This is a genomic window from Emticicia agri (assembly GCF_004168285.1).
GTDB classification, from domain to species: Bacteria; Bacteroidota; Bacteroidia; order Cytophagales; family Spirosomataceae; genus Emticicia; species Emticicia agri.
The window spans coordinates 138,444-157,489 of the sequence record NZ_SEWF01000015.1; the positions used below are offsets into that span (position 1 = coordinate 138,444).

The window sequence follows — 19,046 nt, forward strand, 5'->3', positions numbered from 1 at the left end:
CCTCATCTATGAAAAGTACGCTAATCAGATTGTTTACGCTTTGTACGGCCTATGTCATTACATCGGTTAGTATTTATGCACAGCATTCAATTACGCCCGAAACGGCACTTAAAAGTTATATCAATAACGGCGATAAGTCTTTTAAATGGGAAGTAAAAGACTCACTAACCAAAGATAATGTAACCATGTATAACCTGGTGTTGACGTCGCAGAAATGGAGACAATTTACATGGAGACATCAACTAACTATCTTTGTGCCTAAAAACAAACAATATGATGGTGCTTTGTTATTTGTAACAGGTGGTTCGAACAAAGACGAGCAACCAAACTGGAGCAAAGACGATAAACTCTGGCCGTCGCTGGCAGGTATGGCAGAGAAAACCAAAGCCCTGGTTGCCCTCATTAAACAAGTGCCTAACCAGCCTTTTTATGATAACCTGACCGAAGATGCACTCATTTCTTATACGTTGCACAATTTCAAAAAAGACAATGATTATTCGTGGCCTTTGCTTTTCCCGATGGTGAAATCGGCTGTAAGAGCTATGGATGCCGTGCAGGAGTTTGCGAAGAAAAATAACAATTTTGCCGTAAACAGATTTGTGATTTCTGGCGCTTCTAAACGTGGCTGGACAACCTGGTTATCAAGTGCTATTGACGACAGACGGGTAGTGGCTATCGGGCCAATGGTCATTGATATGCTGAATATGCCAGCTACACTTGATTATCAGTTTAAAACCTATGGAGAGTACAGCATTCAGATTGAAGACTATACTAAATTAGGTATTCCGCAAAGCACTGATACAAAAGAAGGGAGAACGCTTACAACCATGATAGACCCTTTTTCGTATAGAGCTAAAATGAATATTCCGAAAATTATTTTCATAGGTACGAATGATGAATACTGGACGGTTGATGCCATCAAGCATTATTATGACCAGATTCCGGGTAAAAATATGATACACTATACTCCCAATGCAGGTCATGATTTGGGAGGCGGTAAACAGGCGTTTGAATCACTGACAGCCTTTTTCGGTTTAACGCTGATGAACAAAGAATATCCGGCTAATACCTGGACAACCACCAATACTAAAGAGGGGGTAGAATTAGCTATTAATGCCCAACAAACTGACCTGGTAGGCGCAACTGTGTGGCATACCACTTCATCAGACCGTGATTTTCGTAATAATTTATGGTTAAGCCATAACCTGAAATTAACCAAAGAGCCTGTAGTAAAAGTAACAGTTCCGTACCCGGCTAAAGGATTTGCTGCCTTTTATGTTGATTTAAAATACAAAGACCCTAACGGCGGCACTTATACTGTAAGCACAAGGGTATTTGTTACTGATGGGAATAAGGTGTTATAATGAGTAAAATTTAACCACGGAGTCATACAAAATTCTTGGTGTTCCGTGGTTAAATACCCACAATTGAGAGAAAGATAACTATTCAGTACTCAACCTATAAAACGCATGGAAAGCTCTCGTCCTGATTATTTGATGAGCAGACTCATCAACAATCAACTCTCCAGAGAAGAACTGGCAGAGCTATTGGCCGATATAGGAGAAACTGAAATGTCTCCCGAGTACTCGACCATTCTTGAAGGCTACTTTAACCAGCTTTTAGCAGAAGCCCACCCGGATAAAAATATAGAGTCTGCGCAAGACCAATAAATCTACTAATGAAATCTCTCTCATTTTTTATTGCCATCAGTAGTATTCTCTACACAAGTGCTTTTACACCCCATAATTTTACCAAAAAAACACAGTCGGGAATAGATTCTTCAAAGGCTTTAAAAGAAAAATATCATTTAAGTCTATCGGCTCACAGAGGTAGCTCTATGATAGCCCCCGAAAATACCCTCGCTACATTCAGAACTGTGTTAGAAATGGGCGTAGATTATATTGAAATAGATGTACGCACTACCAAAGACAATCAGTTAGTTATTTTGCATGATGGTACCCTGAACCGCACTACCAATGGCGAAGGATCGATGAAAAATTTTACACTCACAGAACTAAAACAATTATCTGCCGGAAAAGGCTACGGTGAAACTTTTAAGGAAGAACGTATTCCAGCCTTACAGGAAACCACACAATTAATAGCCCAATGGAATAAGGCGCATAAGTACCAGACAAATTTGTATGTTGATTGCAAAGAGGTAGCTCCTGAACCTTTAGTGCAGGCATTGAAAGCTGATAAGCTACTCAAAAATGCGGTTTTTTATGGATCTGATGATTTTCTCTTGGACTTGAAAAAGGTTTACCCGAAAGCCAGACTAATGCCCTCATTGAATAAACCGCAGGAGATGGCGGCTAAAATAGCAAAGCTACAGCCTTATGCTTTTGATGTACGATGGACTATTCTGAATGCAGAATTGGTGGCCGAAATACATAAGCACAAAGTAAAGGTATTCACTGATGTTTTAGGAGTCTTAGATACCACTACCAACTACAAAAAAGCGACTACTATGGGTGTTGATTTGATTCAGACCGATTATGTAAGAAAAGTTTACCAGACGCTTTTAGAAAGCAATTAAGGTGTTTGTTTACTTGCTATTTCACGACCTAACCAGATAAGTGCCACGCCTACGGCTCCTAAAATAAATTGCAGGGGGTGCAGTGTTTTTATCATAATCACCTGAACTATCAGCCATATAAGCAGAATAACGCCTTGCGCCCATATGACCCAGGCCAATTTTCGGGGTTTAAGTGTAAAACTGATAGAAGCCCCTATACTGGCTACGCCATTACTGAGCAATAAGAGTATACCCGGTATAAGAAAATCATGAAAAGGACTGTTGGCTAATAAACTCAGGGGTAGCCCCAGACTACTGCCATCGGGTTGTGTTATCAATCTTACACCGCCATATAAGGCACCGAAACCATTAAATAACAAGAGTATATAGGCAATTTTACTAAGAACAGATTTCATAAACAAGTATTTTTTGCAAAGTACCTGCTTATGAAAAGCATCAGCTATGAGTAAAATCATGTTCAGGGCTGATTATGGTCAAAACAAGTAGAATTATTTTCTTGTTCGACCTGCCTAAATACTTATTTAGCAACTTCTTCCACAGGCTCAACCCCGAATCTTTTTTGTGCGCCTTTCAGTTCATCATGGGCACTAATGGCAATAAGTGCCAGTAAAGCAATAAACACAACTATGCCAGCCATATTTAAAGACCATTTTCTGAGGCCTATGGTGTGGCTTGCAAAAGATGGCTGAGTTTTATTGATTAGAATAAGTATTACCACCAGATTAATAGCATATAAGTATTGTTCGGGGCGGTAAGTGCTGATGAGCGCACCTGTAATAATCCAGCTCAGAATGATGTACAGACTCAGATGAGCCACAAAAAAAGTATGTACCTCTTTGTAGCTATAAATTACATTACCCGGTTGGCTGATATAATACTTATAGAACCAGATAAGGGCAAATACTACAATAAGTACCAGACCACTCCACTCGCTTAAAGCAAATAGAGGGCTGCCATCTAATACATTGATTTTAATCAGCATGTCATAAATACGCTTGGTTTCAAAGTTTTGTTGCCACATGATAAACGGAATAATCAGCACAATCATTAACAGTGGAAATAAAACCGAGCTTTTCTTCTGAGAGCTCTCCGATTTTTCCCACGAAGAAGTCAGGGTGCCGTATGACATACCCAAGCCACCAAAAAAGCCCAGTGTATATTCCATTACATTCCAAAAGTTGAATTTAACTCCCGAGATACTACCTAAAATCTGAAGGAAATTACCAAAGGCAAAACCAAAACCACCCCCTAAACCTGAAAAAACAGCTACTCTCAAAGCCGAGTTTTGCTGATGCCGAATCATAAACCAGGTCAGGGCAACAGCGGCTCCAAAACAGGTCGCCCACATTTCAGAGCGGGGAGGGGTCATAAACCACTCAAATTCAATTATCATGAAAAAATAAAACAGGGTAGCCCCTGCAATCATTTCTACCATTAGGTTAGCCCATTTCACCGGATTTTTAGCGGTGTCTGCTAAGGCCAGTCCAAACAAACCGCCACCGATATACCCATACAAGCCCCCAATCACAAACAACATCATCAGTCCATAATAGGCATTCACAAAATCATCGGCTCGTCCGTAGCCAACTACGATACCATAACTCATAATACCCCCAAGACCCCAGCCTAATGCCCCGGCCATTGTAGCACTAAAAAACTTCGTGTACCAGTCGCTACGTTTCGCAACCAATAGTAAGCTCAGGCAACCAATGCCCCCTGCCCAGGCAGCCCCATGTTCATGCCCGAATTGTCCACGAATAGCCCATGCTGTTCCGAGCGATAGGGCAACTACTAACATGCTGAGGTGTAATTGTCGGTCTTTCATTTGTTCAGGTAAAATAGTTAAGGCTGAATAGAGTTTCTTAGAATAACACGAGTGAGATAGATAAATGGCTACCTGTAAGGTATTTACAGTCCCTCTGGGACTTGTTCTATCGGACTCACATTAGAATACTTTTATCATTGAAAAAAAGACTATTAACCCTCATATATTTTGCTTGGCAATAGTCCAAAATATATTTTTACGAGTAATAGTATAACATAAATCAAGCACAAACAGACATGAATAAAAGATGGTGTTTACTCTTGGGTCTGCTCGGCAGTTATCTGATGATGAGTTGCGGCACAAAAGTAAAAGTGGAAGAACGAACCCTAAGCGATAACTGGACAATTGCCTCTACCAAAGAGACCAATACAGATGCCAAGACCCTTTCAACGCAATTAATAAATCCCGGAAAATGGGTAAAAGCTACTGTTCCGACTACTGTGTTAGGGGCATTGGTTGAGGCAGGCGTATATAAAGACCCTTTTATGGGTAAAAACTTAGAGAGTATCCCCCGTGCACCTTTCGAGAACTCGTGGTGGTTCAGAAACACCTTTCAGATAGAAGATTTAAACGCTAAAGAAGAGCAATTGACCTTACTGATTGATGGCGTGAATTACCGGGCTAATTTCTGGCTCAATGGGGTACAGGTAGCTTCACAGGATACTTTATTCGGGGCATTCAGACAGTTTGAAGCAGATATTACCAAAGCCGCCAGAAGTGGCGAGAATGTGTTATTGATAGAGGTATTTCCGCCACAGGTAAGAGATTTCTATATGGGTTTTGTAGATTGGGCACCTACACCGCCCGACCATTATATGGGCATTTATCGGGACATCAGACTGAAACGCTCAGGTAAAGTATCCATAAATGCTACTTTTGTGGCACCCGACCTTGACCCGAAAGACCTGAAACAGGCTTCTCTGACCATAAGCACAGAACTAACCAACCACAGTGATGTATCCAAAATAGTAGAGGTAACAGGTTATATTGAAAGTCTTGAGTTTAAGAAAACCTTTACTTTAGCCCCAAATGAACGGAAAGAAGTAAGATTTACGCCTGCCGATACTAAAGAGTTACTGATAAAAAATCCTCGTTTGTGGTGGCCTAATGGCTTGGGAGACCCTGAACTATATACGTTGAATTTAGAAGTAAGAGAAAATACCAACCTGCTTGATAAACAAAGCACCCGGTTTGGGATACGCAAGATTGAAACTTACCTGAACGATAAAAACGTAAGAGGATACAAAGTAAATGGCAGAGAGGTGCTGATAAAGAGTGCGGGCTGGGTAGATGATTTGTTTTTACGCTATATGCCCGAAAAAGACGCAGCACAGATTCGCTACGTGAAAGAAATGAATCTGAATTCATTGAGGTTTGAGGGTGTATGGGGTAATAACCACCATATTTATGATTTGTGCGATGAAAACGGTATTCTGCTGATGGTAGGTTGGAGTTGCCAATGGGAATGGCCGGATTACCTGGGCATGGAACTGAAAATGAAGCCCGGTGATGAAAACCTGCCGATTAATGAAGGAGTTGATTTGTATGCCGTCAAGCTGACACCAGATGAAGAAACCTTACTATCGAATTATTTAAGAGACCAGGTAAAATGGTTGCGCAATCACCCAAGTATTTTTACATGGGCAGGTGGCAGCGATGCCATGCCTAAACCCTCGCTTGAAAAACGGTATCAGGCTACGCTGAAACAATATGACCCTACACGTCCTTTTCTGGTTTCGTCGGGAGATTTTACCAGTGAACTAACAGGTAAATCGGGTATGAAGATGAACGGCCCTTATGAGTATGTGCCACCTGTATATTGGTTTGAGGATAAGAAATTAGGCGGTGCTTTTGGTTTTAACAGCGAAACAGGGCCGGGGCCGCAGATACCGCCTATTGGTAGTATCAGAAAAATGATTCCCGAAGCAGACTTATGGCCACCTGATAACAAGATGTGGAATTACCATTCAGGCCGTAAAGATTTTAATACGATGGGGGTGTATCTGAATGCTTTGAATAAAAGATATGGCACCCCAAAGAACTTGGAAGAATTAGCTTTAAAATCTCAGTTGATGAACTATGAAGCCATCCGCCCGATGTTTGAAGCGTTTGTGATTAACAGACCTGTGGCAACGGGCGTAGTGCAGTGGATGCTTAACTCGCCGTGGCCTGAGTTTTACTGGCAGTTGTATGATTATTACCTGATGCCGACAGGGGCTTACTATGGTACCAAAAAAGCTGCTCAACCCTTAAATATCATCTATAATTATCATGATAACGGCATCTATATAAGTAATGATACTCAAGAAGAATGGAAGAATTTAAGAGTATTAATCAGGGCTTTTGATAAGAACTCTAAAGAGATAGCAGATGAAACAGAACTTTTAAACCTGGGTCCAAATACAATAAAGAAATGGAAAAATCTACCTGAATTAAAGGGTAAAAATGAAATATATTTTGTTGACCTTGCGCTGATGGATATAGACGGAGAACAAGAGTATGCTAATAATTTCTACTGGCTGGCTACGCAAAAAGACCAGTTAGACTGGTCGAAGTATTTCTGGTTCTATACGCCACAAAAGCAATACGCTGATTTCAGCGGGTTGAATACTTTGCCGAAAGTAGAAATTAAGGCAGAGAAGAGTATCAAAGAAATCAGTAAAGACGAGTACGAATTAAGTTTGTTACTCAGAAATACCTCCGACAAGTTGGCTTTCTTTGTTGAAGCCGAACTGGCAGACGGAGCCAATGGTGCTGCCATTACTCCTGTTTTCTGGTCTGATAATTATGTGTCTATCCTGCCCAATGATGTTAAAGAAATCAAAGTGAGGTATTTCAAAAAAGACCTGAAAAGCGGTACTCCGGCTATCAGAATACAAGGCTATAATCTATTAAAACCGATGACTTTATAAACCATGCGCAGAAAATCTATTCACCTCACTGCCCTGTTATGGCTATGCTTTGGTATAGCCATCGCACAACCCATTACCATTAAAAGTGCTAATATTATTGCCTCGAATGCCATTCCATCGCCTGTAAAAGAAACGACGGTAAAGATGCTGACAGAGGAGATTCAAAAACGCACTTCCATTGTATTAAAGCCTATTACTACACAACCTAAAAGTAATGAATATACCATTGCGCTGGTGTTATCAAGCGATAAGGAATTGGTAGGTAAAGCTATCCCTGTCAGCACTGATAAAAACGAGCCTGAATTTAAGGCAGAGGGGTACAGAATTGTAACAGAACTGACAGATAAAGGGGGGATAGTATGGGTAATAGGGGCAAATGCCCGAGGGGTTTTGTTTGGCGCAGGTTGGCTCTTACGTAAAGCTACTTTGTTGCCTAAAATAATACAGTTAGAGTCTAAAACCAATGTGGCTACCTCGCCTGAATATCCGATAAGAGGGCATCAATTAGGGTATCGGCATACGGCCAATTCTTATGATGCCTGGACAGTGGCACAATTCGACCAGTATATCAGAGAGTTAGCTATTTTTGGTTCTAATGCCGTAGAAGGAATCCCTTTTCATGAAGATGAAAATCCAAGCCCGCATTTTAAGATTCCGGCACGTGAAATGAATGTAAAACTGAGCGAAATATGTCAGGCGTATGACCAGGATTACTGGGTATGGACGCCAGTGACATTTGAGTTAACTGATACCAAAAAACGGACTGATGAACTGAACCTGCACGAAGACCTTTATAAAAGATGCCCTCGCCTTGACCATATTTTTGTGCCGGGCGGCGACCCGGGTGATAATCACCCAAGAGAGGTTTTACCTTTTTTGAAAGAGTTACACGACCGTCTGGTAAAATATCACCCGAAAGGTAAAATCTGGCTTTCGTTGCAAGGCTTTAGTGTAGAGCAGGTAGATTATTTTTATCAATACCTCAGAGAGAACAAACCAACCTGGTTGCAAGGGGTAGTATCAGGCCCAAGTAGTCCGCCAATGGCCGAAACCCGTTACCGATTGCCTAAAAATTATCAGCATAGAGAGTACCCTGACCTTACGCACAATGTCAGGTGTGAATTTCCGGTTCGCCAATGGGACCAGGCTTATGCCCTTACGTTAGGTAGAGAGGCTTGTAATCCACGTCCGTATGAGTTTGCGGCTATCCACCAGACTTATGCGGCTTTTACTGATGGTTTTGTGTCTTACTCAGATGGTTGCCATGATGATATGAACAAAGTAGTATGGAGCATGCGGGCATGGGATACGCAAATGGATGTAAGAGAAATAATGGTTGATTACAGCAACTTTTTCTTCGGGAAAGATTTAGCCGATAATATGGCCGATGGTATAGCCGCCCTTGAAAATAACTGGAAAGGTCCTTTGGCACAAAACGGAGGCGTAGAAGCTACGTTTGCCTTCTGGAAGGGTATGGAAACCAAAGCCACGCCGCAACTTAATGAAAACTGGCGTTGGCAGATTTTATTGTTAAGAGCGTATTACGACACTTATACTCGCCGGAGATTAATTTACGAGCAGGACCTTGAAAAACAAGCCAATAGTATTTTAGCAAAAGCACCACAAACGGGAGCAGATAAGGCAATGATTTTGGCCTGGGAAGTCTTAGAAAAAGCTGAAAAAATGCCGATAGGCTATGAGTTAAGAAAGAAAATAGAGCAATTGTGCCAGACTTTATATAATTCTATCGGCTTGCAAACCAGTGTGCCTAAACACAAAGCTAAAGGATATGAACGTGGTTGCTTGCTTGATTTTGTAGATTATCCATTGAATAACCGCTGGTGGCTGGAGGATGAATTTAAAAAACTGAAACCGATAGTAGCTGATAGCAATGCCAAAGTAATGGCGAGACTGAAAGTGATTAGTACCTGGGAGAATCCGGGAGCAGGGAGTTTTTATGATGATGTTTCAAGCACCAGCAAAGGGCCAAGAGTAAAAACTATTGTTGATGATGCTACCGACATTGCCTGGTGGGATAATGGTTTCAGCCGTGCCAGATTATCGACACAGACTTTTCAGAATAATCCCGAGTTGGTTTATGACAATCTGCAGGCTGATGCCCGTTACATTATCAGAGTAGCTGGTATGGGTGAAGCACTTTTACGGGTCGATGGCAAGCGATTGAGCCCGATTGTATATAATCGTGAAAACGAAACTTTCAAAGAATGGATAGTGCCTTTGAATGTAAGTCAGGACGGACAGATTAAGGTTACTTTTGATGAACCCGAAGAGTCGCATTTGAACTGGCGTAAACACTCGAAGGTTTCGGATGTATGGCTTTTGAAACAATAAAGCCATGAAAGAACTGTTTCCATTGGCAGGCATTGTAACTGTGCTGAACACACCGTTTGACACAAAAGGAAATATTGACTTACAGTCGCTCAGGAGAAACGTGCAATATGCTTTGCAGGCAGGCGTAGCAGGTTTTTTAGTGCCTGCATTAGCCTCAGAGGTAGCAACTTTGAGTATTGCAGAGCGTTTGCAGATGGTGGAAATAGTAACTGAGGAAGTAGCAGGAAAAGTACCGGTCTTTGCCGGAGCAGGAGAGCCCGATATAGAAAAGCGTAAGCAGATAGTAAAGGAATATCTGGCAATGGGTTGTAGGCATATTCTGTTCAATATACCTTTTGAGGATGAGATACAATTCAAAAGTCAGTTTTATGAATTAGCTAGTCTGGGGGTAGAAACCATCATGCTACAGGATTGGAGCGCCAATGGATATGGCTTGCCCGATGATTTGATTGTAGAATTATTTCAAGAAGTAGAAGCGTTTCGCTGCCTGAAAGTAGAGACTGTTCCGGCAGGCGTAAAATATAGCCGATTATTGGCATTGACGGACGGCAAATTGCATTTGAGTGGAGGCTGGGCGGTTACCCAGATGATAGAGGGGCTGAAAAGAGGTGTACACGCTTTTATGCCTACGGGTATGCACAAAACCTATTGTACTATTTATCGGTATTTCAAAGCAGGAGAATTTGTAAAAGCCGAGCAGTTATTTCATCAGCTTTTGCCTGTATTGGCTTTTTCTAATCAGCATTTAGCTATTTCCATTCATTTTTTTAAACGTTTACTGCATCGTCAGGGGATTTATGAAACTCCGGGCGTGAGGGCTTCTTTATTGCCTTTTGATTCGATTCATGAAGCAATAGCTGATAAACTGATAGAGCGGGTAGTGGTTTTGGAAGAGGAATTGGTTTGAATTTATAGGCGATAAAATTGTGGCACAATTATTATAATTCTTTCTATTTTTAACAACATAGCCTTACTTCCCTGCCAGATATCTGTTCCGGTACTCAATAGGCGTGCAACCTTTAACTTGTCTGAACTGCCGGGCGATATTCTTGCTATCAGTCAGTCCCATATCCAAGGCAATTTCAAAGACAGTCATATCGGTTTCACGTAGCTTTTGAGTAAGTTTTTCGATACGCAGATTGAAAATATACTTGTAGATAGGCAAACCTGTAATGTACTGGAAGCGTTTTTCCAGTGCACGTCTTGAAAGCGGTACCTGTTTCACCACATCATCTACTTGCAGATTTTTATCAATATTCTGGTGAATGTATTTGAGCGAAGCGGCAATATAATCGTCGTTGGTAGCATAAATATCGGTAGAATGACGGGTAACTACCTGTGTGGGTTTCACTACAATGTCGTAATAATCAGCAGTGCCATGTTTAATCATGTGTTCGAGTAATCGGGCGGCATCATAGCCTCCTTTTTCAGCATCTTGCCCGATACTTGATAGTGGAGGGTCAGAAAACTCGCAAATCATTTCATCATTATCAACCCCCAATACCGCCACTTCTTCAGGAATACGGATTTGCGAATGTCGGCAGGCTTCTGTGATGTGTTGCCCCTGATTATCGTCGCAAGCCATCAGCGCAATAGGTTTTGGCAATGATTTAAGCCATTGGCTTAAGGAACTGGGCTTGTAGTACCATATTTCTGTCGAGCGAGCCATTACGTGCTCAAAATAATGCACTTTATACCCTGCCTTGCTGATACGTTCTTCAAAACCCTCGGCACGCTCTCTCGACCATACAATGTCTTTAAACCCATAAAAAGCAAAGTTTTTGAAGCCTTTGCGCAGAAAATATTCTGCGCCCATTTCGCCTGCTTCCTTGTGTGCTCCCGTAATATTCGGAATATCCCTGAATCGTTCTTTAAAATCCTGCGCAATTACCGGAATACCCGCCTCCACAAATTTCTCTACAGCCGGGTCATTATACAACTGCCCGATAATCCCATCGGCTCCCCATTCCAAAGCCCATTCTAAAATACCTTCCATCCCAATTGTTTCACGTTGAAACAGCGGCATCCGGCAGAAAATCCAGGGGCCATGTTCTTTTGAATATTTAGCAATGCCTTTCAAAAGAGCCTTGCTATATTCCTCAGCAAAGTCAATCAAAAGAATAATTTTATACATATTTCCTAATTAGACTTATCTTCAAATTGCTATTCGCTAATTCACCATTCACAATTCACGATTTTTTTTCTGCTACTTCAACAAATCTTTCCAACTATTCAGCGTAGCATTATTTACCAGCGGTTTTGCCCAGATACCTATGCTCAGAATGTAGCCTAAGGTAAGCAACAAAAACAGCATGGCATAACGCAGTTCAAACAATTCGCCTAAACCACCGATAATTAAAGGTACTACAGCACCTCCGGCAATACCTGTACACAAAATACCTGAGAAAGTACCATGATGATAAGGCACAGAATTAAGTGCCAATGAAACCACAATTGACCACATAACCGAAGCAAAAAATCCGGCAGCAGGGAAAGCATAGATAGCTACATCAAGCGGTCCGAATAAGCCGGATAGTAGTGAGACAATTGCCCCAACGGTAAATAGTATTAATACCCTCCGGCTATCGAAAAACTTCAATAGTATCAGTCCTAAAAAACAGCCGATAGTCAGTAAGCCCCAGAAATAAGAAATAACATCAGCCCCTAAAGTAGTAGGGTCAACGTTATGATAAATCTGCAAGAACTTTGATATCCAGTTGGCAAGCCCTTGTTCGGTGCCTACATAGCAGAAAATGCCCAGAAAAAACAACCATACATATTTATTGGCTAATAATTCTTTAAATGCCTTACCTGTATCTATTCTTTCATCGTCTTTCAGTACAACCTCCGGAAAACGCACAAACCAGATAATGGCAACCATCAGCAGAGCAATTACGGCAAATATCCAGTAAACCGATACCCATTTTAAGGCCGCAGGCACTAAATCATTAAGGGTCGAAACAACGAAATTCGGATTTGGATTGGTATGCACATTCAGCACCAGATAACTATACAATTTAGGACTCAGAAAAGAAGCACCACCAAAAAACAATTGTCCCATCACCGAATTAAAAGCGAAGTTTTCTTCCCCCCCTGCTACTCGCAGCAATGGGTTAATCACCACCTGTAACATAGCCATGCCCAAGCCAATAATAAACAGCGAAATAAGAGCCACCGAAAAAGTAGGTACCACAGCAAATAACAAAGCACCTGCAAAGGCCAGCATAAATGCCCACAGCAATACTCGTTTCTCACGGTATTTTTCAACCATTACCCCCGATGGAATAGAGGCAAAGGCATAAGATACAAAAAAAGCAAAGGGTAAGAAACCCGCCCAACCCAGACTTAAATCGAAACTATTGGATATATCAGGTATAATCGGCCCAAGAATATTACTCAGAAAAGAAATAACAAAGAAGATAAACAGAATAAGAATAACAATAAAAGTATTACTTTTCATAGAGAGCCTTGGTTTGTTGGGTTGAGTGTTTTAAAGGTAAGGTATTTGCAGATAAAATCAAAAATCAGATAAGGGATAACCTCAGACAGATGATGTATAATATGGCTACAATAGCTTTTTTAATCTTTCAATACATAATTTTTCAATTCTTGCGGAATCAGGGCGGCAGCGCCTAACAGCGCAATGTTTTCGTCTGTTGACTGAAATATTTTAAGCCGTTTTAGAGATTGAGGAAACGAAAAGTCGTTTAGCTCCTGATACATGCCTGTTTCAAAAAATGGATAGGCTTTGGCTAACGAACCGCCCAGCACAATGGCTTCGGGGTCATAAATATACATGATGGCTTTTAATGCCGCCCCGAGGTGAATGCCGAATTTCTCCCAGAGCGCAATGGCGTGTTTATCTCCGGCCACTGCGGCCTGATTGGCTGCTAAAGCGGTAGTACCGTGAATAGCCTCAAAAAAATTGTTACTGGCATAATACTCGAAATTTTTGTCGAGATAAGGCAGTAAACCAATTTCTCCGGCACCGCAGTTATTGCCTGTATAAAGTTCGTCATTGATAATAATTCCTGAACCCAGGCCTGTACCCGTTGTTACGCCCACCACAGAATGAAAGCCTTTAGCTACTCCGAAACGACATTCTCCCAAAGCAAAACAGTTGACATCGTTATTAACAAACACAGGCACATTGAATTCTTCCTGAAGAATGGCTTTTAATTCTACTTTTTTCCACGATGGAATATTCGCCACGTCATACACGATACCCTTCTGAGTATCTACTACTGATGGTACGCCAATGCCGATGCTACTTGCTGAATAAGCCATTAAAGGCCTGATTAAACCAATTAATTGTTGTAGTGTAGATGATAGAGAATCTTTTTGTTTCAGCAAAATAGTTTCCTGCTTGATAACAGTGCCGTTTAGTTCGACACCCGCTTTAATTTTAGTTCCTCCCAAGTCAACCCCTATATTCATAAGTATTTAGATTTGTTTGCCCATTGGTTTACGGGCTTTATATTTTATATAAAGTCTTTTTCCAATAGTTTATAGTTTTTGTATGGCGTAATTGATTACATTCTACTCACATGTACAATACTGCCTATCAACAAAAAGATACCATCGTTTGCGGAGGGAATTTTAAATTTTTGTTTGCTGATTTTTTAAATTTCGATGGTCAGATTAAGCAATTGGTTTACCAAATTGAACTAAATTTTACTACTTTTGAGAACGCTATTCAACTATAAAACAAGCGCAGAGTTCAGGTAGCTCTTAGAGCCGTTTTGTATTTTGCATGATATGTCTATTACCCTGATTAAAACAATGAAACCTGACCAACAACTTCCTTTTTCTTTCAAACTTCTCACAGCCGTTGTAGGCATTACCTGTATTACCCTGAGTGCGACAAATACTAATGTACCGGATACTGACTGGACAGAATATAACGGAGGGGCTGATAAAAACCATTTTTCGCCGCTTACGCAAATCAATACAGCAAATGTAGCAGGGCTGAAACCTGTGTGGCAATATGCCTCCGGTGGTGCAGATACGGTAAAGAATACCACGCAGATGCAGTGTAACCCTATTATCATTAATGGCGTACTGTATGGGGTTTCGGCAGGGTCTCAGGCTTTTGCATTAGAGGCCGCCACGGGTAAGGAAATCTGGAAAACCCGATTGAATGATGATACCTTTAATATGACCAGCAGGGGCGTAACCTACTGGACAGACGGCAAAGAAGCTCGTATTTTCTTTGCTTACGGGGCTTTGATGTATGCCCTGAATGCTAAAGATGGTCAACCAATTACCAGTTTTGGCACAAATGGAAAAATAAACCTTAAAGACGGCATCACTCGCCCGGGTGCTGATGAATATGTGGTGGGCAATACCCCTGCCACAGTCTATAAAAACGTGCTGATAGTAGGCACAAGAGTATCTGAAAGCGCCTCGGCTTTATTGGGGGATATTCGAGCCTATGATGTAAAAACAGGGAAGAAAATCTGGACTTTTCATACCATTCCACGTCCGGGTGAATATGGATACAATACCTGGGAAAAACAGAATTACCAGAATACAGGTGGAGCTAATAGCTGGATGGGCATGGCTATTGACCGACAAAGAGGGATTGTTTATGTACCAACAGGCTCGGCCGCTTTTGATTTTTATGGCGGAAACCGCAAAGGTGATAACCTTTTTGCCAATTGCCTGCTTGCGCTCGATGCTGCCACAGGTAAACGGCTCTGGCATTTTCAGACCGTACATCACGACATCTGGGACAGAGATATTCCGGCACCGCCGAATTTGTTTACCATCACCCAGAACGGAAAGAAAACAGATGTGGTATCGTTGGTGAGTAAACAGGGCTTTACTTTTGTGTTTAACCGGGTAACAGGTAAACCTGTTTTTCCGATTGAAGAACGTCCGTTTCCGGCATCAGAAATTCCGGGAGAAAAAGCGGCACCGACACAACCCATTCCGGTATTGCCGGAGCCATTTACCCGACAAAGTTTTACTGTAAATGACGTGAACCCGTTGGCTTCTAATAAAGAAGAAATCAGAGAGATACTGAAAAAATCAAATACCGGAAGACCTTTTATTCCTTTAGGTCGTGAACGTACACTCTTTTTTCCGGGTAGCGATGGTGGGGCACAATGGGGTGGGGCAGCCGTTGACGAAAACAGTATCATGTATGTGCCTGCTAAAGAGAATCCTGTATTTAGTTCATTGATAGATGCCCCTGATTATGCGGCCGGTAAGGCGTCTGTAACAGGAAAACAATTGTATCAGACCTATTGTGCCTCTTGTCATGGTGCTGACCGTGAGGGGAATCATGATGGTACCATACCGGGTTTACTGAATATAACCACTAAGTATAACCAAGCGGCTATTTTGCAGATAATGGCGAAAGGCAGAGGTATGATGCCCGCACTTACGCATATAAAAGCCGCAGATAAACAAGCCATTATTGATTTTTTAGCAGGCAAAAATACCTCAACGCAAGCTAATACAGCATCGAAACTGTCAAAAGTGCCTTATACCCACACAGGCTATAACCGCTGGTACGATACCGATGGGTATCCTGTCAGTACACCTCCCTGGGGAACACTCACAGCCATTGATATGAATACAGGCAAACGCCAGTGGCAGGTACCCTTGGGCGAGTATCCCGAACTAACCGCCAGAGGTATTGCACCCACCGGAACCGATAATTATGGCAGTGCAGCCGTTACTGCCGGAGGACTGTTGTTTATTGCAGCTGCTAAAGATGAGCAGTTCCGAGCATTTGATCGTAAAACCGGAAAAATATTGTGGCAGTTTAAACTACCTGCCGCCGGATATGCCTCACCAAGCGTGTATGCTGTGAATGGAAAACAATATGTAGTCATTGCCTGTGGCGGGGGGAAACTTAAAAGCAAATCGAGCGATAAATACATAGCCTTTGCCTTACCTTAAATCTCAACCTTTGATAAACATAAATTATGAAATCTTTCTCACTATTGTTAAATAAACTCCCCTTCAGGGGCCGGGGGTTTGTACTCCTCATAACAATTTTAATAGCTGCCTGGAAACCTGTGGTAGAAGAGAATCGGCAAAACCCTAAAATCAAGCGGTATTTGTATGTGGCTACCCCCGGTGTGCGCGATTATCTGGGCTACGGCGGGCATGGCATTCAGGTGTTCGATATGGATAATCACTACAAATTTGTAAAGTTTATCCCGACCTCGGGCTTTCATCCTGATGGGAAGCCATCAAATGTGAAGGGCGTTTGTGTGAGCCTGGCTACCAATTGTATTTATATCAGTACGCTTGAAGGCTTGCAATGTATTGACCTGACTACCGAAAAACTGGTTTGGGAAAAGCCATTTGAAGGCGGTGCTGATAGAATGGCGGTTTCACCCGATGGCAAAACCATCTACCTGCCCTCATTGGAAAAAGAATTCTGGAATGTAATTGATGCTAAAACAGGGGATATTATTACAAAAATTGTTACTAATTCGGGTTCGCATAATACGCTCTATGGACTATCAGGCAAGTATGTATATCTGGCCGGACTCAAATCTCCTTATCTGGCAGTAGCCGATGCTAAAACACATACCATTGCCAAACAGATTGGACCATTCAATGCAGAGGTGCGTCCGTTTACTATTAACGGGGCAGAAACATTAGCCTATGTTAATATCAATAATTTATTAGGTTTTGAGATAGGAGACATAAAAACAGGTAAAAAACTGTACAGAATAGAAGTACAGGGCTTTAACAAGGGTGAAGTAAAACGTCACGGTTGCCCGACACATGGCATTGCCTTAACCCCTGACGAGAAAGAGGTGTGGATATGTGATGGTGCCAACAACCGTTTGCATATATTTGACAATACCGTAATGCCACCCAGACAGGTAAACACCATTACGGTGAAAGATATGCCGGGCTGGATTAGTTTTAGTCTCGATGGTAAACACGCTTTTTCGGCAACCGGAGATATTATTGATGTAAAAACCCGTAAAATCATTGCCAGTCTGGAAGACAAAAACTATAACAGTGTACAAAGCGAAAAAATGGTAGAAATCCATTTCAGCGGCAAGAAACCCATAAAAACCGGCGACCAGTTTGGGATGGGGAAGGTGGTTAATGACTAAACAACTCACTATGAAACAACTCACCCTCATAACCTTTTTCCTCACAACTACCCTCCGCACAAATATCGCAAAATACCATTGGCCAATTGCTTCAAAGATGAGGCGAGGCAAGGAGGGGAGATAGTGGTAGGAAAGGGCTATGAATGAAAAAACGGGGCTGTCTCAAAAGTTTTTTGTGCCAAATAATATCGCTACGGCGAACCGTTTGGAATTTTTCCTCACCGCGCGGCGGCCGCCCCAACCCCTCTCCCGAGGGAGGTGTGTCTTACCCATAAGTTGGGTATTTTTGCAAAAAATTACGTTCTTTGACATAGAGACCAAAACAGAATATTATATGGTAATAGAATCGGTGATTTCTTATCAGATGCAACATTATCGTTTTGGCGATAAACGTCTGAATAAAAGGTGTTTTTTTGCCAATCTGAACTATTTAAGACAGATAGTAGCTTGAGTTTTCCTCATGTTTTCAAAAATCAATATGCCTTGAAAGGACTCTATCGTTTAGTGAATAATAGCGAGCTTAACTGTGCGGATATTATTAAGTCTTATCGTAAAGGGTTGATTGCGTATTCTCTGACACAGTCCTTACCAGATAAGAAACAATATTATTATCTGTTTCAGGATAGTACAGTGGGCAATTATCCTACCCGTCAGATGGATTTAGGCTACCTTCAAACCGGAAGCGATAATGGAGTATTAATACATAATGGTATTCTGACAGACAACCATTATGTACCTTTAGGCTTACCCATCCAAGAGTTCATACAAAGAGATAGGGATGATTATGGTAAACGTCATCAAAGACACCTGCGTCCTTTTGAAGAAAAGGAGAGTGCTAAATGGATTGAAGCCATTGATTTTGCCCGTAAATATGGACGTAAAACGGGTATATCGGTTGTACAAGTAGCTGATAAAGAAGCTGATGTGGCAGAGGTCTTCAATTATGCACTTACCCATCGACAACTCTTTATTATCAATGGCAGACATGACCGTAAACTCAAAAACAGTACTCAAACCCTGAAGCCCTATTTGCAAAGTTTAACCCCTGGTGGGATTGTTGAACGTTCGCTCTTAGATGCCAAAGGCAAAGCACACCTATGTGAGTGTCAGATTACTTTTGCAAAAGTTGACTTACAGGATTTAATTAAACCTATTTATGTACTCACCTTGCAGCAACTTCAACCTATCAAAGGACAAGACTTAGCCCATTGGATGATACTTACCAATGTGCCGGTAAAGACTTTAGCAGAGGCGGTAGCTATTATTGATACCTATACCCGCAGATGGACTACCTGTGAAGATTTTCATAAATGTCTCAAAACGGGTTG

The 19,046-nt window shown here is 41.6% G+C and carries 15 protein-coding genes; 10 read left to right on the forward strand and 5 right to left on the reverse strand.

Features of this window, described 5'->3' with window-relative positions; all coding sequences use genetic code 11:
* The first annotated feature begins 8 nt into the window (after nt 1–8).
* The 3 genes from EWM59_RS12305 (at nt 9) to EWM59_RS12315 (ending at nt 2,536) form a co-directional block, all read left to right on the forward strand.
* Complete coding sequence (locus EWM59_RS12305; protein ID WP_130021276.1) at nt 9–1,364, forward strand: PhoPQ-activated pathogenicity-related family protein; 1,356 nt, start codon at nt 9–11, stop codon at nt 1,362–1,364.
* 105 nt (nt 1,365–1,469) lie between these two features.
* Complete coding sequence (locus EWM59_RS12310) at nt 1,470–1,670, forward strand: hypothetical protein (RefSeq protein ID WP_130021277.1); 201 nt, start codon at nt 1,470–1,472, stop codon at nt 1,668–1,670.
* A gap of 8 nt (nt 1,671–1,678) precedes the next feature.
* Entirely contained in the window at nt 1,679–2,536 is an 858-nt protein-coding gene (locus tag EWM59_RS12315; protein ID WP_130021278.1) for a glycerophosphodiester phosphodiesterase, read from the forward strand.
* Here EWM59_RS12315 and EWM59_RS12320 read toward each other — a convergent pair.
* Entirely contained in the window at nt 2,533–2,991 is a 459-nt protein-coding gene (locus EWM59_RS12320) for a hypothetical protein (protein WP_130021279.1), read from the reverse strand. The genes EWM59_RS12315 and EWM59_RS12320 overlap by 4 nt on opposite strands.
* 62 nt (nt 2,992–3,053) lie before the next feature.
* Complete coding sequence (locus EWM59_RS12325) at nt 3,054–4,361, reverse strand: photosystem II biosynthesis protein (RefSeq protein WP_130021280.1); 1,308 nt, start codon at nt 4,359–4,361, stop codon at nt 3,054–3,056.
* Between the two features lie 236 nt (nt 4,362–4,597).
* Here EWM59_RS12325 and EWM59_RS12330 point away from each other — a divergent pair, with 236 nt between their 5' ends.
* From EWM59_RS12330 to EWM59_RS12340, 3 genes are read left to right on the forward strand one after another with little or no spacing between them, the layout of a single operon-like run.
* Nucleotides 4,598–7,273, forward strand: a complete 2,676-nt coding sequence (locus EWM59_RS12330) for a glycoside hydrolase family 2 protein (protein WP_130021281.1) — start codon at nt 4,598–4,600, stop codon at nt 7,271–7,273.
* A 3-nt stretch (nt 7,274–7,276) separates the two neighbouring features.
* Nucleotides 7,277–9,625 (forward strand): hypothetical protein, encoded by a 2,349-nt coding sequence (locus EWM59_RS12335; protein WP_130021282.1) that lies wholly within the window; start codon nt 7,277–7,279, stop codon nt 9,623–9,625.
* A 4-nt stretch (nt 9,626–9,629) separates the two neighbouring features.
* A complete protein-coding gene (locus EWM59_RS12340; protein ID WP_130021283.1) occupies nt 9,630–10,532 on the forward strand; it encodes a dihydrodipicolinate synthase family protein in 903 nt (300 codons plus the stop codon).
* Between the two features lie 63 nt (nt 10,533–10,595).
* On the opposite strand, the gene EWM59_RS12345 is transcribed toward EWM59_RS12340, so the two are convergent.
* The 3 genes from EWM59_RS12345 to EWM59_RS12355 form a co-directional block, all read right to left on the reverse strand.
* Nucleotides 10,596–11,759: an AraC family transcriptional regulator gene (locus EWM59_RS12345; RefSeq protein WP_130021284.1), complete on the reverse strand. Its 1,164-nt coding sequence runs from the start codon at nt 11,757–11,759 to the stop codon at nt 10,596–10,598.
* A gap of 72 nt (nt 11,760–11,831) precedes the next feature.
* Nucleotides 11,832–13,085 carry an MFS transporter gene (locus EWM59_RS12350; RefSeq protein ID WP_130021285.1) on the reverse strand — a complete coding sequence of 418 codons (1,254 nt, stop codon included), beginning with the start codon at nt 13,083–13,085 and terminating at the stop codon, nt 11,832–11,834.
* A gap of 119 nt (nt 13,086–13,204) precedes the next feature.
* Complete coding sequence (locus tag EWM59_RS12355; RefSeq protein WP_130021286.1) at nt 13,205–14,062, reverse strand: ROK family protein; 858 nt, start codon at nt 14,060–14,062, stop codon at nt 13,205–13,207.
* Between the two features lie 345 nt (nt 14,063–14,407).
* Here EWM59_RS12355 and EWM59_RS12360 point away from each other — a divergent pair, with 345 nt between their 5' ends.
* The 4 genes from EWM59_RS12360 to EWM59_RS12370 form a co-directional block, all read left to right on the forward strand.
* Nucleotides 14,408–16,537 (forward strand): outer membrane protein assembly factor BamB family protein, encoded by a 2,130-nt coding sequence (locus tag EWM59_RS12360; RefSeq protein ID WP_130021287.1) that lies wholly within the window; start codon nt 14,408–14,410, stop codon nt 16,535–16,537.
* 26 nt (nt 16,538–16,563) lie between these two features.
* Nucleotides 16,564–17,718: a YncE family protein gene (locus EWM59_RS12365; RefSeq protein WP_130021288.1), complete on the forward strand. Its 1,155-nt coding sequence runs from the start codon at nt 16,564–16,566 to the stop codon at nt 17,716–17,718.
* A gap of 286 nt (nt 17,719–18,004) precedes the next feature.
* Complete coding sequence (locus EWM59_RS27615) at nt 18,005–18,169, forward strand: hypothetical protein (protein ID WP_165372164.1); 165 nt, start codon at nt 18,005–18,007, stop codon at nt 18,167–18,169.
* Nucleotides 18,166–19,046, forward strand: an 881-nt coding sequence (locus EWM59_RS12370; RefSeq protein ID WP_130021289.1) for a hypothetical protein, incomplete at its 3' end; no start/stop codon positions are given. The genes EWM59_RS27615 and EWM59_RS12370, both read left to right, overlap by 4 nt.

What these genes read in the sequence shown, in the direction of transcription:
- EWM59_RS12305 (WP_130021276.1), top strand. Translation starts at nt 9, where the DNA reads ATGAAAAGTACGCTAATCAGATTGTTTACGCTTTGTACGGCCTATGTC.
- EWM59_RS12310 (WP_130021277.1), top strand. Translation starts at nt 1,470, where the DNA reads ATGGAAAGCTCTCGTCCTGATTATTTGATGAGCAGACTCATCAACAAT.
- EWM59_RS12315 (WP_130021278.1), top strand. Translation starts at nt 1,679, where the DNA reads ATGAAATCTCTCTCATTTTTTATTGCCATCAGTAGTATTCTCTACACA.
- EWM59_RS12320 (WP_130021279.1), bottom strand. Translation starts at nt 2,991, where the DNA reads ATGATTTTACTCATAGCTGATGCTTTTCATAAGCAGGTACTTTGCAAA.
- EWM59_RS12325 (WP_130021280.1), bottom strand. Translation starts at nt 4,361, where the DNA reads ATGAAAGACCGACAATTACACCTCAGCATGTTAGTAGTTGCCCTATCG.
- EWM59_RS12330 (WP_130021281.1), top strand. Translation starts at nt 4,598, where the DNA reads ATGAATAAAAGATGGTGTTTACTCTTGGGTCTGCTCGGCAGTTATCTG.
- EWM59_RS12335 (WP_130021282.1), top strand. Translation starts at nt 7,277, where the DNA reads ATGCGCAGAAAATCTATTCACCTCACTGCCCTGTTATGGCTATGCTTT.
- EWM59_RS12340 (WP_130021283.1), top strand. Translation starts at nt 9,630, where the DNA reads ATGAAAGAACTGTTTCCATTGGCAGGCATTGTAACTGTGCTGAACACA.
- EWM59_RS12345 (WP_130021284.1), bottom strand. Translation starts at nt 11,759, where the DNA reads ATGTATAAAATTATTCTTTTGATTGACTTTGCTGAGGAATATAGCAAG.
- EWM59_RS12350 (WP_130021285.1), bottom strand. Translation starts at nt 13,085, where the DNA reads ATGAAAAGTAATACTTTTATTGTTATTCTTATTCTGTTTATCTTCTTT.
- EWM59_RS12355 (WP_130021286.1), bottom strand. Translation starts at nt 14,062, where the DNA reads ATGAATATAGGGGTTGACTTGGGAGGAACTAAAATTAAAGCGGGTGTC.
- EWM59_RS12360 (WP_130021287.1), top strand. Translation starts at nt 14,408, where the DNA reads ATGAAACCTGACCAACAACTTCCTTTTTCTTTCAAACTTCTCACAGCC.
- EWM59_RS12365 (WP_130021288.1), top strand. Translation starts at nt 16,564, where the DNA reads ATGAAATCTTTCTCACTATTGTTAAATAAACTCCCCTTCAGGGGCCGG.